The 14,478-nt window shown below is 66.8% G+C and carries 8 protein-coding genes; 4 read left to right on the forward strand and 4 right to left on the reverse strand.

What is annotated here, in order from left to right; all coding sequences use genetic code 11:
• The first annotated feature begins 218 nt into the window (after positions 1-218).
• On the forward strand, positions 219-4,109 hold the full coding sequence (locus QP939_RS19935; protein WP_285458327.1) for an alpha/beta hydrolase: 3,891 nt from the start codon (positions 219-221) through the stop codon (positions 4,107-4,109).
• Here QP939_RS19935 and ligD read toward each other — a convergent pair.
• Positions 4,028-5,968 carry a non-homologous end-joining DNA ligase gene (ligD, locus tag QP939_RS19940; RefSeq protein ID WP_285458328.1) on the reverse strand — a complete coding sequence of 647 codons (1,941 nt, stop codon included), beginning with the start codon at positions 5,966-5,968 and terminating at the stop codon, positions 4,028-4,030. The two genes, QP939_RS19935 and ligD, sit on opposite strands and share 82 nt — an antisense overlap.
• Before the next feature lie 289 nt (positions 5,969-6,257).
• Between ligD and imuA' the strand changes: the two genes are divergently transcribed.
• From imuA' to QP939_RS19955, 3 genes are all read left to right on the forward strand, one after another.
• Entirely contained in the window at positions 6,258-6,965 is a 708-nt protein-coding gene (imuA', locus tag QP939_RS19945) for a DnaE2-dependent mutagenesis accessory factor ImuA' (protein ID WP_285458329.1), read from the forward strand.
• Positions 6,962-8,548, forward strand: a complete 1,587-nt coding sequence (locus QP939_RS19950; RefSeq protein ID WP_285458330.1) for a DNA polymerase Y family protein — start codon at positions 6,962-6,964, stop codon at positions 8,546-8,548. Before imuA' ends, QP939_RS19950 begins: the two co-directional genes overlap by 4 nt.
• Positions 8,549-8,672: 124 nt before the next feature.
• Complete coding sequence (locus QP939_RS19955; protein WP_285458331.1) at positions 8,673-9,152, forward strand: hypothetical protein; 480 nt, start codon at positions 8,673-8,675, stop codon at positions 9,150-9,152.
• 236 nt (positions 9,153-9,388) lie between these two features.
• Here the strand turns inward: QP939_RS19955 and QP939_RS19960 are convergent, their stop codons facing one another.
• From QP939_RS19960 to QP939_RS19970, 3 genes are all read right to left on the reverse strand, one after another.
• Complete coding sequence (locus tag QP939_RS19960) at positions 9,389-9,553, reverse strand: hypothetical protein (RefSeq protein WP_285458332.1); 165 nt, start codon at positions 9,551-9,553, stop codon at positions 9,389-9,391.
• A gap of 743 nt (positions 9,554-10,296) precedes the next feature.
• A complete protein-coding gene (locus tag QP939_RS19965; RefSeq protein WP_285458333.1) occupies positions 10,297-10,917 on the reverse strand; it encodes a GNAT family N-acetyltransferase in 621 nt (206 codons plus the stop codon).
• The gene (locus QP939_RS19970) at positions 10,914-14,240 is read right to left on the reverse strand and encodes an error-prone DNA polymerase (protein ID WP_285459796.1); all 3,327 of its coding nucleotides are present in this window, start codon (positions 14,238-14,240) and stop codon (positions 10,914-10,916) included. Before QP939_RS19970 ends, QP939_RS19965 begins: the two co-directional genes overlap by 4 nt.
• Positions 14,241-14,478 lie beyond the last annotated feature (238 nt).

Below are 14,478 nucleotides of genomic sequence, written 5' to 3' on the forward strand. Positions count from 1 at the left end.
TCGACGCCCCATCTCGCTCAGCAGCTGTGCCTCGAGAACAGCCGTTCTCCTCGAGTTGACACCGTCCCAGCTCGGCGGATAGTTCAAACTCGAACGCACAACCGGCAGGGAGCGCCTTTATGCACGGTGACCGTGCCTGTAACGCTTGTAGGATTCGGAGCGACAGTTCATCGAGCAAGGGGCCGTGGTGCTTCAGGCAGGGTCGCTGGGGGTGTGTAATGACCGAACTCGTAAAGGTGGGCGAGTGCGAGAACACGTTGCTGGACGTGGTGTTCGTGCATGGCCTTGATGGCGACGCTCGTAAGAGCTGGTCGGCGAAGCGGCGCGGCTCGTTCTGGCCGGAGTGGCTGGCCGAGGATGTCGACCTTATGTCTGTCTGGTCGTTGGGGTATGACGCGGCGTCGAGTCGCTGGCTGGGGCACGCGATGCCGATCCAGGATCGGGCGATCAATCTCCTCGCCCAATTAGAGAGTCACGGAATCGGGCAGCGTCCACTGTGTTTTGTCACCCATAGCATGGGCGGGCTAGTCGTGAAGGAGATGTTGCTGCACGCGGCCGAGGGCCGTGCTGACTACGCCGAGTTTGCCACCGCCGCTCGAGGGGTGGTGTTCCTGGCTACTCCCCACACTGGTTCCGAAGTCGTCACCAATGCCGTTGTGAAAGCGTTGGGCCATGTCTACCGAAAAACGTCGGCGATCGATGCTCTTGCCCGCAACGCCGCGCATCTTCGCCAGCTCAACACCAGATACCGAAACTGGGTTGTGGCACCCACAGTGGACATCAGGCACAAAATTTTCTATGAGACCCAGGCGACTAAGGGTGTTCACGTGGTGGACGCGGGCTCGGCAGACCCTGCGATTCCGGGCCAGACACCTATCCCGGTGGATGCAAACCACATTGACATCTGCAAACCCGCTGATCGCGGGAACGTGGTCTATGGACAGATCAGGCGCTTTATCGCCGGAATCGTTGAAGCCCAGAAGTTCGGCTCGTCTGAGTCTGGCCGCCAACCGACAATCTGCCAGGCCGGCCCCAATTCCTTGGGCCGGGGCGTGACCATCACCGAGGGTGTGTCGGGTGATTCTGGTTCGGGGCCGACGGTGGGGGTGGACTTCGATCAGGTGGGTGGCGCCCCGCCGCACACTGGGGCGACCGAAGCCGCGCATGTCGGCCTGCGAGCTATTCCCAAATACGGAATCGATGCGCATGAAGGCTATTTCAAATCAGACTCGTGGTCTGCAGCCATTTCGTCAGTCCCACGGTTCTCTGGAGTGCCCGCTCGGCCGTCGCAGTTCGTCGGACGCGAAGACGAGTTGGAGCAACTTAAGCTAGCCTTGGAGGCTAGCCGAGCTGCGGTCATTTCGCAGGTCGTCCATGGGCTAGGAGGTATCGGCAAGACCGCAACTGTGGCCGAGTTCTGCCACAGAAGTTGCTCTGAATTCGACATTGTTCGATGGATACCATCACATTCCGCCGATGCTGCATTGGAGAACCTTCTATCCCTTGCCGCGTTGCTGGGAATTCCTAAAGTGGGGGTCGCACTAGGGGACGTGGTACAAACGACCTATCGCTGCATTGCTGCTCATGCTACGCGGGCGTTGCTTGTATTCGACAACGTTGATCAGCCCGGTTGGCTAGAGCCGCTACTGCCATCTGAAGGACCGATCTCCGTCATCATTACCTCCCGCTACAACGGCTGGAGATCCCAGGGTATACAGACGATTGCGCTGGGTAGCCTTTCTCTCGAAGATTCGACTGACCTGCTTGTCAAGGTTACTGGCAGCAATGACCGCGCTGGCGCAGAGGAGGTTGCTCGCCATCTGGGTGGATTATCCCTGGCCTTACGGCAAGCTGGCGCGTATTGCCTTCAGCAACGCATTAGCTTCAGTGAATACAACAGAATCCTACACGATAATGCCAAGGAGATATACGCTCGCAATCCCGCGCGCATTCAGCGAGGAATTACGCCGGACGTCGACTTCACAGTTCGAGCAGTTTTGGAAACTTCGCTAGCGCAAGCGGTGCAGGAAGGGTCCCTGGCTGCTGAAATATTGCACATTTGCGCGTATCTGCCGGCGACACGTATCAGTAATCTCCTATTTCTTCCCCCTGCTGCCAGCAACGAAGAACTTCTTAACTTCGGCGACGAACTAGTCGTCCGAGATTCACTTGCTGCACTTGAAGGATTTGGTCTCATCGAGTCAGTGGATATGTCGGACGATGGTACGACTTTCTTCAGCGTTCACAGAGTGATCCAACACTTATGTCGTGCTATTGCGCAAGAGCGGCGGCGTGAGTATGTAGAGATCGCTGTACGGCTTGTTAGACAAGGCGGCTTCGGGTGGGAGTACTTGATCTCCCCGGAGGGGGAAGTGATTGTTTGCCTGGAGCGCGGGTCGGCGCGTCTGCTGATGAGCATGGCCCGTCGGCCGGGCGTCAGTGTCGAGCTAAAAATGCCCTACGGTGCACCCGATATCCCGCGATCGATTGATGTGGACACTGCAGTCGTACGGGCGAATTTTTTGGATCACGCCGTGGCGTGGAATCTGGATTCGCGCAACCTTGAAAAGGGGACTGATGGCATCCTTGGTAACACCACTGCAGTACGGAATGGTGTCGACGAAAGCCGGGTATGTCGCCTCAGTGATCCTCCTGGACCGTTTTCTTCCGGCTCAGGCGAGCGCGGAAACGAGTACACTGTACACCTCCCTAAGGGTGGAACATTTAGTTTAATATGGGAATTCGATGATTTCCGTGTCGTGAGGGACGGGTACCCAGATGCTTTCGTCGATCCTGGCTGGTATAGCAGGCGAACAGTTGAGGCGGCTCCGGTCATCGATCCTGCCGGCGAACACTTGGTAATCTCGATGGAGACTACCAAGCATTTGGATCACGGCTGGATCGCAGTCGTCAGACTGGACGATATTTGGAATGTCTCGGACCCGGGTGTGTCCACCCTTGAAGAATCTCGGCCGGTAGGTCCTGAAAGCAACAATTTAGGCAAGGGTGATCGCGTCGTAAGGGCACGCATCCTTCATCCTAACGGAGCCCCCTACGTGGGCGAGGACGAGGGCGAGGAGGAGGAAAAAGGTAACGGACTAGGGACGGGTCACACTTGGCAGTCCGTGACCGATATGTGTTTCAGCTTAACGGGCGACCACATTTTCATGATCGACAGAGAATCAATCCACTGCTGGTCGTGGCCGGATTTCACATTCGAATGGCGTATCCCCCGGCCTGAGCTTTGCGTGACCGTGCATTCCAAGTCGCTGAGTCGGCCTGTAACCCAAGCTGTTTCTGTTCGACAATCTGGAGTTGATCGCCTGGTGTTGGGCGACGGACAAGTTATCGACCTGCGCTCCGAGGATCTGTGGGTCAGTCGTGTGGGCAATTCTGCGGATACGCTAGCGGTTTCCCCGGCGGATGGCTCCCTGCTGACTAATGTCGCCATCGTTGGGGTCGATCTTGACCGCATGGCGACGCATGACCTACAGTCGCCCATAGTTTCAGCGGTTGGCTTGAGCGATGGCGGCTTCCTGTGTCTTGATTCGCAAGGAATTCTGACCCGGCTGCGGAATGATGGGACGACGGAGGCTACCGCAGATACAGGGAGCCCCGGTGCGCGAATTCTCACAGCACATTCCTATGGGCGCGCGTTCGCGCTAACGGACGAGAAGAGCGTGGTTACGCAGTACGCGTTCGATGCTGACGGAATTCGTGCAGTCGCCGAATGGAATCCGCATCACCGAGATTGGAAACCCAACTGGGTGGACGCGGAGACTCTGCATCGATGGAGCATGGAGCGGGTTGTCACGGTGGCCGCCTTCGTTTCCCCTAATGAGATGGTTGTTGGAAGAACTAACGGGGATGTCCGCATGCCGGAGTACGGTCTTCTCCGCCGGGGGGTTCCTGTGACAGCGATCGCGTTCGAAGCAGACACCCTTCTCGTCGGATTTGCGAACGGCCTTGTTTTGGCATGGTCTGAACGTGCTTTGTATCGTGGTAAGTTGTTCCGCGGCGCTGTCGCTCATATCCTGCCTCGTATCGGACTTCGTCGTTTCGTCGCGATCTCAGCAGATGGCGACATTGCGACCGTCACCTGGCATTGACATTCTGTGTCGGCAAAGAGCCTAGAAGAACCCTGATTTCCGATGACAAACCCAACGCCCGAGCCGAACGGCTCACTGCACACCAAGCGATGCGGTTCGTTCGTCGATCCGCTCGCCTGCATTATCGCGACGGAAGTGAGATACCGGAGAGCCCGGCATATGAAGCGCAGCTTGCGGGCCTGTCCTCGGTTAGTCCGGTCAACAGATCCCTTAGAGCCGGAGGTCTTCGCGAACGGCGTCAGGCCGTCCTCGAGCAGAACGTCGCGCAGACGTTCGGCGACCCCGCAGCACTGCACAATGGAAGTGCCTGGCCCGGGATCAAGGTCGAACACCAGCAGATCCGGCGTCTGCCGGACGCCGTCGGAGTTGACCTTCCACTGTGGGACGTGCAGTTCGAGGGCGGCCATGTTCGCCGCCCAAACTAGGGCGGCGAGTTCGTCGAGCAGGGCGTACTCGATCTCGCCTTCTCCGCGCCCGGATCGGCTGCCTGTGCTGGACAGCCGGATCGTGGGCAGCCAGTCAGGAGCGCCGCGGGGGACGTTCTTCTCGAAGAACTGCTGGCCGCCGACACCGTCGGGGAAGCGGATGAACGTCACCGGCCGCCCGGCCAGATGCGGCAGCAGCACCTCAGCGACCCGGGAGTAGTAGTTGATCACCTCGCCTTTGGTGAACCCGTCGGGATACAGCGGCTTGCCCAGGTTGGACAGGGACAGGCGCCGCGGGCCGGCCTGGACGGTGATGCGCTCGCCGAGTGGTACCGCCGGTGCAGGCTCGGACGGGGCAGCGGCCGGCGCCGGCGCCGCCGCAGGCGTGGGGAGGGAGCGCGGGGCGAGGACGTCGGCGGGTCTCTTGTCAGTGCGCAGGCCGCGCCAAGCGGTGTGGCGGACGCGCCCGGCGCGGGTGAACTGCCGGTAGACGATCTCACCGACCAACTCAGGCTGAACCCAGTGGGCGCCGCGCACGTCCTCGCGCGGCGGCGCCACGACGAAGGGAGGCGTGCGACGTTCGAGGGGCTGCAACTGGGTGAGGAGGTCGGCGCGGACGGCCTGGCTGAAGCCGGTGCCGACGTCGCCGATGTAGACGAGCGCGCCAGACTCAGGGTCGTGCGCGCCGAGCAGGAGCCCGCCGAGAGTGCCGGCGAAGCTGCGCTGCCCGGGCCGCCACCCGCAGATGATCACTTCCTGGGTCTGGATGAACGGGTGTTTGAGCCAGGAGTCCGGGCGGCGGCCGGGAATGTAGGTGGAGTTGCGCAGCTTCGCAACGACGCCTTCGTAACCGGCTGACGCGGCGTGGGCCAGGAAGTCGGCCGGGGTGCGGCGGTCGGCGGCCAGTTCGTCGAACGTGACGGCGCGGACGACGGAGACGCGGTAGGGGTCGGGCATCGGCAGGCTCGCCAGCAGTAGGCGGCGTTCGTCGTAGGGCTGTTTGAGCAGGTCGCGGTCGCCGAGCCGGAGCAGGTCGAAGGCCAGGAAACGCACGGCGATGTCGTCGAAGGGCTCGTCGCGGCGCAGGGAGCTGCGGTGTGTGACGTAGCGGCCACGGCGTTCCTGCATGAGCTCGAAGTCGATCCGGCCGTCCTCGCCATAGACGACGATTTCGCCGTCCAGATAGACGGTCTGCCCGTCGAGCGCCGGGGCGAGGACGCCGGCGAGGTCGGCGAACTCGGCGGTGAAGTCGATGTTGTTGCGGCTGGTGAGCACGGTGGTGCCGTCGGCGCCGATGCGCATGGCGGCGCGGTAGCCGTCGAGCTTGTACTCATACGCCCACTCGTGTCCGCTGCGGAGGCGACCGCCGTCGGCCTTGGCCAGCATCGGCTCCACCCACGCCGGGACCCGCGATGCGCCGTCCTGACCGGCCATACGGAGCCTCCGTCCCGACGCCAACGGTGTGCTCCGACGGTAACCCGATCAGCCCAGTCTTGCCGTGTTTCCGCTGGTCAATGACCTGATCGGCGACCGTCGGTGTCGTCTCGACTGCACTGCGCCGATCTTTCTCGCCTGAGTGAGTGACGTCGGGCGGCGTGACTTGACAGACCGGCGTCACTCTCGCATCCTCCGAACAGGTGTTCGAGGGGAATGGTCGGGTTCGCCCGTGCCGTGGTGCGCGGGTGTCTCCGGTGCGGGCTCGTGGTGCTGGAGGTGAGCGGCAGTGGCAGTACCGGATGCGCTTGCGGAGCTGACCGCGATCGCCGGTGTCCGCACGGCCTCGCAGCTACGGCAACCCAGCCCGGACGTGACCGGTCCGGCCGAGGCCCTTCCGGTTCTGCCGACCGTGGCTGGTCTGCTGCCCGGCGGTGGGCTGCGGCGCGGGGGCACGGTGTCGGTGTCCGGGTCGACGTCGCTGGTCCTGGCGTTGCTGGCGGAAGCGACCAAGACGGGGTCGTGGGCCGCGATCGCCGGTATGCCCGACCTCGGGCTGGCCGCGGCCGCCGAGCTTGGCGTCGACCTGGACCGGATCGCGCTGGTCCCGGATCCGGGTGCGGATCTGGTGGCGGTGCTCTCGGCGCTGGTCGACGGCTTCGATCTGGTCGTGCTGAGCCCGGCGGTATGCCGCAGCGCTACGCCGCAGCTGGCACAGCGGCTCGCCGGCTGGCTGCGCACCCGCGGTGCTGTGCTGCTCGCCGCCGGCCCCTGGTCGGGCGCGGATGTCGAACTGCGCCTGTCCGGCCACACCTGGCGCGGCGCCACCTCCGACGGTTACGGCCATCTCCAAGCCTGCGACGTCGTGGCCACCAGCCGCGGCCGCGGCGCCGCCACACGCCCGCAGTCGATCCCACTGCAGCTGCCCGGCCCCGACGGCGCCGTTGCTGCCGGCGAGCGACAAGCCCGGCGGCCGCTGATCGAGGTGGCGGGATGAGCGTGCACGACGCGCCGCGGCTGCTGGTGCTGTGGTGCCCGGACTGGCCGGTTGTCGCTGCCGGTGCCGCCGCGGGAACACCGCTGCTGGCACCTGCTGCGGTGTTTTCGGCGAACCGGGTTGTGGCGTGCTCCGCAGCCGCGCGCCGCAGCGGGGTGGGGCGCGGGATGCGCCGCCGCGACGCCCAGTCGCGGTGCCCGGGCCTGGTGGTGCACCAGCACGATCCCGATCGCGATGCCAGGGTGTTCGAGCCGGTCGCCGCCGCGGTGGAGCAGCACGCGGTGGGCGTCGAAGTCGTGCGTCCTGGGGTCGTCGCGGTCCCGGTCGGCGGGGCGGCCGGCTATTTCGGCGGCGAAGAGGCGCTGGCAGAGCGGCTGCTGGACGAGGTGTCCGCGAACGCCGGCGTGGAGTGTCAGGTTGGGATCGCCGACGGGCTGTTCGCCGCGACCCTCGCTGCTCGTCGTGCCGTTTTCGTCGTGCCGGGTGGATCCGCGCGATTCCTGGCGCCGTTGCCGATCACCGAGCTGGATCAGCCGGGGGACGACCGCGGCGAACTGGTCGGGTTGCTGACGCGGCTGGGGCTGCGGACGCTGGGCGCGTTCGCCGCGATCGCGGAGCGAGACGTCGCCGGCCGCTTCGGGCGCGATGCGATCCTCGCGCACCGGCTCGCCCGCGGCTTGTCGCAGCGGCCACCGCTGCGCCGCGCCCCGCCGCCGGAGCTGGAAGTGATCCAGGAGTTCGAGACCCCGCTGGAGCGGATCGACGAGGCCGTGTTTATCGCGAAAACGCTGGGCGAGCGCTTCTTCGCCGGACTGGCCCGCCACGGGATGGCGTGCACGCGGTTGGCGATCGTGGCAGTGACCGAGTCGGGTGAGGAACGGCTGCGGGTGTGGCGGTGCGCCGAACCGCTGACCGCCCGCGCGACCGCGGACCGGGTGCGCTGGCAGTGCGAAGGCTGGCTCACAGCGACCGCGGGTGACCGGCCGTCCTCCGGGATCATCCGGCTGCGGCTGGTGCCGGAGGAGCTGGTCGGGGGTGAGGCGCTGCAGCTTCAGCTGGGCGCGATGGGCCGCGACGCCGACGCCGCCGAGCGCGCCGGCCGGGCGATGGTGCGCATCCAGGGCCTGCTCGGTCCCGAGGCGGTGCTCACGCCGCTGCTGGACGGCGGCAGGAGTCCAGCCGAGCGGGTTCGTCTGATCCCGTGGGGCGATCCCCGGGCCACGGTGACCGCGGATGCGCCGTGGCCGGGCCGGCTGCCGGCACCATCCCCGGCGACGGTCCCGCGCCGGACGGTCCCGGCGGCGGTGCTCGGTGCCGGCGGGCGCGAGGTCGGGTGCACGATGCGTGGGGAGCTGACGGACCTACCGGTGGCGATCGCGGTCGAGGGCGCGCCGGTGCTGCTGGTGATCAGCTGGGCCGGTCCCTGGCTGCACCGTCCGACCGTGCAGGCGGGAAACCCGCCAGGAGCAGCGCGGGTACAGGTGGTCCTCGCCGACTCGGCCGCTGACCGCACCAGAGCGCTGATCCTGGCCGTCACGATCGGCCAGAACCCGCAGTGGACGGTCGAGGGGATCTACGACTGACCGGAGCGCTTGAAGGGCTCCGTCCTTTCGGGTGGTTGCCTCGGTTTGCGCGCCGCTACCCGGCCGGTCTTTCCCACACTGACGGGAAGGACGCATCCAGCCAGCTCGGGAACCGGGGGACATCGTGGGCGTGCTGCTGAAACCGACCTCGCAGATGGGTCACTGGGCGGTCGAGATGTTCACCGACAGCGCCCGTCTTCGCCGGACCGCGCCCGCAGACAGCGCACCCACCGCACGCGCACCCAGATCCGCCCGTGCCGTGTCGGACGATGTGACGCTGCCGCAGCTGGACGTCGAGGAGGCGTCGGCCGACCGTGGATTCGGGTTCGAGATCATCGACCTCGACCCGGTGGTCGCCACCCTCGACCAGGTGCTCGGCGATGCCCTGTACTGCGACTTCATCGGCCGGGTGAACAGCGACCTCGGCCGATGGAGTCACCCGCGGACCGAGGACGGCTGGGTCACGATCGCAGGGCCCGTCGTCGAGGCCGCGACACGGGTCCATGACCGCACGGTGGAGCTGCGCTACGTCCACGTCGCCGAACTACACCAGGCGCTCATCGACTTCGCCGATACTCGCGCGGCCGACGATGCTTCGTGGTGAGCGACAGTGCGTGCGCCGACGTGCCTCGTGTACGGCTTCTCTCGGCTCTCTTCGGGTTTTGCGTGCTGCGGCCGATGCCCCGCTTCAGCGCCTGGGGCCGCGCATCGCGGTCTGTCGCGACCTACGCTTCCCTCGGCGCTGTTGCTCGAACAGCTCAACACGGGTACGCACGGAGCAGCCGGCGCGCCCCCGGGCATGCGCGCCGGCTGACTCTCCTCGACGTCGTCGTCAACCTGTCATCTCGCGTTGACGATCGCCGTCAACACCTCCGGGTGCACCATCAGCACGCTGCTCGGCATCGCGACGACCAGCACCGCACCCACCACGACAAGGCGGATGGTCCGGTGCAGCCGGTCGGCCGACTCGCGGTCGGCGAAGAGGCCGACAACGAGGCTCGGCATCGCCCTCGGCAGGCCCGCACCCCTGCCCTGTGAGCGCGTGACGAGTGCCAGGACGACCGCGCACACGCGCCGCCAAGCCGCTGAACTGCGGCGATGCCCGTCTCGGTCGCTGGGCTCACTACCGCTTCGACTGTTAGAATCCATTACGGATCGTTCCCCTTGGAGACTTGCTGGTTGATAAGAGTTCGGTCCACCGCGCCCGGACTGTTCCCGCAGTTCGGGCGCTTCTATGTTCGCTGCATCCGCCGAAGTTAGATTCGCGGATAAGTTCGGTAACTTCATTCGTTTACTCATCGGATTAGCTGTTCCTTGCTGCTGTTACTTTCCGGCGTTACTTTCCGGCTTAACTTCGTTCCGGTAATCCTTCGCTCTAAGCTTCGGTAGAGTCTTAAGAACTTGCCTCGCGGGTTTGATAGCCGCTCTGACCAGGGCAAACGATCCCTCCATCTGAGTGTGCGAGGTCGCCCTGAGTGAGCCCAAGGTGACCGATGAGGCGTCCCGGAGTGGGACATCCGCATCGTAGCCGATTCCTCAAGGCGCTGGAATTGGTGTCGCCATGGGTGGACACCGAGGTGCGCGGACGCTGTCAGCGGAAAGACGCCAAGCGGCCAGGTCGCCCGATCTGTGCGACCTGGAAGAAAAGCACCCGATCGGCTGAACCATCGGCTCTGACCTGCGCTCACGCGAATCCGCTCGGGCCGACCTGCGCCAGGGCGCACGGGTGTCTGGAGGGGAACGACTGGTCAGTCGACGCTGCCGTCCCGCCGGTGGACACACGCTGGTGCTGCTCGTGGGTACGGCAGACGCGCGCGGAAGGCCTGGGCGACACCGCCCTCCGGCAGCGGCGCGGTCCAGGTGTAGCCGGGCATGCGCGCGCGGGCGACAGCGACGAGGGTGCGACCGTAGCCAAGCCGGCGGTACCCGGCGGCGACCTGGACGTAGTCGAGCGTGGCACTCCGGCAGGAGGTGCAGCAAGTGATGGTGGCGGTGCCGGTGACGGCGCCGTCGAGGCGCAGTTCGATGTGTCCGGTGAGGGTGTCGGCGCCGGGCGGCCGCACGACCAGCACGAGTCCCTGCTGCGGCGCGGCGTCGGGCGGGTACTGGATCGCGGTGTCGAGGTGAGCCCATTCGGACAGGCGTCGTTCGGCCTGGTCGCGGGCTTCGATGAGGCGGCAGGTTTCGCAGAGGGTGCCATGCAGGCGGTACCGGTGGCTGTAGGTCTGGGTCATGCCGTAGTGGGTGAGGTACTCCCCGCGCAGGCACTGGACGGGGACGCCTGCGGCGGGCCGGATCGGCAGAAGATCGCCGTACTCGCCGCGGGCGCCGGAGCGTGGGCCGCCGACGGCGGGCTGCCCAGTGGTCACCGGAAGTCGCGCGACGGTGCGGTCGCCATGGACAGGTCGAGCGCTTCGATCCGGTCGGCGACGAGGGTGACGACTCCGTCGGCGGCCTGGACCTGCCCGCGGATCAGCAGCGCGGCGCTGGCACGGGCGACCACGCGCTGGCGCTGCCACAGCCCGGGTGAGACCAGGACGTTGGCCATGCCGGTTTCGTCCTCGAGGTTGAGGAACGTGATCCCGCCGGCCGTTGCCGGCCGTTGTCGGTGGGTAACCGCTCCGCCGACCCAGACTCGGGTGCCGTCCTCGACGCCGGCGAGGGCGGCGGTGGTGATCGCGCCGCGCGCGTCGAGCAGCTCCCGTAGGAACTGCACGGGATGGGAGTCGGGAGAGACGCTGGTGGCCCACAGGTCGGCGGCGGTGACCTCGAAGCGGGTCATGCCGGGCAGGGCGGGAGCATCCAGGCCGGGAACGAGGCCGGGCAGGTGCCCGGGCCGGGTGGTGGCGGCCGCGCCGGCGGCCCAAACGTCCTGGCGGCGGTCGCGGCCGAAGCGGGTGAACGCGCCGGCGGTGGCGAGGGCTTCGGCGGCGGTCTTCTTGAGCTGGACGCGGCCGGTGAGGTCCCCGATCCCGGTGTAGGGGCCGCGGGCTTGGCGTTCGGTGACGATCTGCTCGGCGACGGCGCCGCCGAGGTGGCGGATGCCGGCGAGGCCGAGCCGGATGGCGACACCGCCGGTGCTGTCGGGGTCGGGTTCAAGGGTGGCGTGAGCGAGGCTGGCGTTGATGTCCGGCTCCCGCACCAGGACGCCGTGGCGGCGGGCGTCGGCGACCAGCGACTGCGGGGAGTAGAAGCCCATCGGCTGCGCGCGCAGCAGCCCGGCGCAGAACGCGGCCGGGTAGTAGCGCTTGACCCACGCCGACGCGTACACCAGCAGCGCGAACGACATCGAGTGCGCTTCGGGGAAGCCGTAGCCGGAGAAGGCGTGGATCTGCTCGAAGATCCGCGTCGCCAGCTCCCGGTCGAGACCGTTGCGCGCGCAGCCGTCGAAGAACCGCACCATCAACGCCTTCATCTTCGCGCTGGAGCGCTTGGCACCCATGGCGCGGCGCAGCTGGTCGGCTTCGGCGCCGGTGAAGGAGGCGACGTCGACGGCCATCTGCATCACCTGCTCCTGAAACAGCGGCACCCCGAGCGTCCGGTCCAAGGACCCGGCCAGCAGCGGGTGGGCGTGCTGCCACTGCTCCTCGCCGCGGCGGCGCCGGATGTAGGGGTGTACCGATCCGCCCTGGATCGGGCCGGGCCGGATCAGGGCGACTTCGACGACGAGGTCGTAGAACTTCCGCGGCCGCAACCGCGGCAACGTCGCCAGCTGCGCGCGGGACTCGACCTGGAACACCCCGACCGCGTCGGCCTCGCACAGCATGTCGTACACCTTCGGGTCGGCCAAGTCGAGCTTCCCGATGTCCACGGCGGTGTCGTGGTGCTCGGCGACGAGGTCGATCATGTAGTGCAGCGCCGACAGCATGCCGAGGCCGAGCAGGTCGAACTTGACCAGGCCGACGGTGGCGCAGTCGTCCTTGTCCCACTGCAGGATCGACCGGTCGGCCATGGCCGCCCACTCGACCGGGACGATCTCCGACACCGGCTGCTTGGAGATCACCATGCCGCCGGAGTGGATGCCGAGGTGGCGCGGGAAGTCCTCGATCCGGCCGGCCAGCTCGAGCACGTCGGCCGGTATCTCCCCGGACGTCTGCTGCTTGGTCGCGGCGACGCCGCCCCAGCGGTCGACCAATTTCCCGTAGGCGTCCTGCTGCCCGGGGCTGTGCCCGAGCGCTTTCGCCGCGTCCCGCACCGCCGACGGCGCCCGGTAGGTGATGACATTGGCGACCTGCGCGGCGTGGAACCGGCCGTGTTTCTCGTAGACGTACTGGATGGCCTCCTCGCGCCGGTCGGACTCGATGTCGATGTCGATGTCTGGCGGCCCGTCGCGTTCCGGGGCGAGGAAGCGTTCGAACAGCAGGTTCCACTTCACCGGGTCGGCGTGACAGATCCCAAGCGCGTAGCAGACCGCCGAGTTCGCGGCAGAGCCGCGGCCCTGGCAGAGGATGTTGGCTTCCTTGCAGAACCGGACGATGTCCCACACGACGAGGAAGTAGCCGGGGAAGTCGAGGGCCTTGATCACGTCCAGCTCGTGTTCCAGCTGCGCGTACGCCCGCGGCGATTCCTCTCGGGCGCCGTAGCGGGTGGCGGCACCGGCCCAGGTCAGCTCGGCCAGGAACGACATCTCGTCATGCCCAGCCGGCACGTCGAACGGCGGCAGATCCGGCGCCACCAGCTGCAGGTCGAACGCCACCTCGACGCCGAGCACGGCGGCGCGGCCGACGGCGCCGGGGTAGCGGCGCTCGAACCGGCGCCGTTGCTCCATGCCCGAGCGCAGGAACGCCTGCCCCGACGGCGGGCGCCACCCCTCCAGCTCCTCGGTCGACCGGCGGGCGCGGACTGCGGCGACGGCGTCGGCGACCGGGACGTCGGCGGGGGTGGCGTAGTGGACGTTGTTCGACACGACCGTCGGCAACCGCAGATCGCGGGCCAGCTCGTCGAGCAGGTCGTTGGCCGCGTCGTCGAGGGGCTGGCGGTGGTTGATCAGCTCGACGGCGACGTGGGAGTGCCCGAACCAGTCGACCAGCCGCGCCAGCTCGGCCCGCGCCGCGGCCGGACCGTGCTCGGCGAGCGCGCGCCGGACCGGGCCCTTGCGGCAGCCGGTGAGGACCACGACGTGCCCGGCCAGCTCCTCGACCACCTCCTCGAGATCATAGACCGGGCGCCCTTTCTCGCCGCCGGCGATCTGGGCGTGGGAGATGACGCGGCAGAGCCGGTGGTAGCCCTCCTGCTGCCGGGCCAGCACCAACAGGTGCGACCCGGCCGGGTCGGGTTCGCCGGCCTGCGGGGCGGGCAGGTCGAGCGAGAGCTCGGCGCCGAACCCGACCCGGACGCCGAGTTCGCGGGCGGCGTCGTTGAAGCGGACCGCCCCGTACATGCCGTCGTGGTCGGTGAGCACCAGCGCGTCCAGCTCCAGCCGGGCAGCCTCCTCCACGAGCGCCTCGGGATGGGAGGCGCCGTCGAGGAAGCTGAAGTTGGAGTGGACGTGCAACTCGGCATACGGCGCTCGGAGCCGGTCGCCGCTGTCGTCCCGGCTACGGCGGTCGCGCAGGTCGGCGGGGGCGCCGGCGTAGCCCTCACGCTTGCGTGACCAGGCGGGCGAGTCGTTGCCGTCGCCGAGGACGGGCGCGCGCCCGGAGGCGATCCGCTCGACTTCCGACCACGGCACGCTCGGGTTGTTGAACGCCACGACAAGCTCCCACACCACGCCAGGATCGCTGTGGGAAGTCAGCGACAACATATCGAACACAGGTACGACTACGTGCCTGATCCTGAGTGATGGAGCCGGAGCTGTCAAACCGACGTGACCCCGGTAACCGCAGGTGAAACACCCGACACGGCGTATGGAGATGCGTGGTAGAACGTACTCCGCGTGGTTGACTGCATGGCGGGTTCATTAGGCCGAACGAATGATCTGGGGGGTGCGC

Origin of the sequence: Amycolatopsis nalaikhensis (genome assembly GCF_030264295.1) — a bacterium.
Taxonomy (GTDB): Bacteria; Actinomycetota; Actinomycetes; order Mycobacteriales; family Pseudonocardiaceae; genus Amycolatopsis; species Amycolatopsis nalaikhensis.

Bases quoted from the DNA above. Each gene is read 5' to 3' on its own strand.
- QP939_RS19960 (WP_285458332.1), bottom strand. From the start codon at position 9,553: ATGCCGAGCCTCGTTGTCGGCCTCTTCGCCGACCGCGAGTCGGCCGAC.
- ligD (WP_285458328.1), bottom strand. From the start codon at position 5,968: ATGGCCGGTCAGGACGGCGCATCGCGGGTCCCGGCGTGGGTGGAGCCG.
- QP939_RS19935 (WP_285458327.1), top strand. From the start codon at position 219: ATGACCGAACTCGTAAAGGTGGGCGAGTGCGAGAACACGTTGCTGGAC.
- QP939_RS19950 (WP_285458330.1), top strand. From the start codon at position 6,962: ATGAGCGTGCACGACGCGCCGCGGCTGCTGGTGCTGTGGTGCCCGGAC.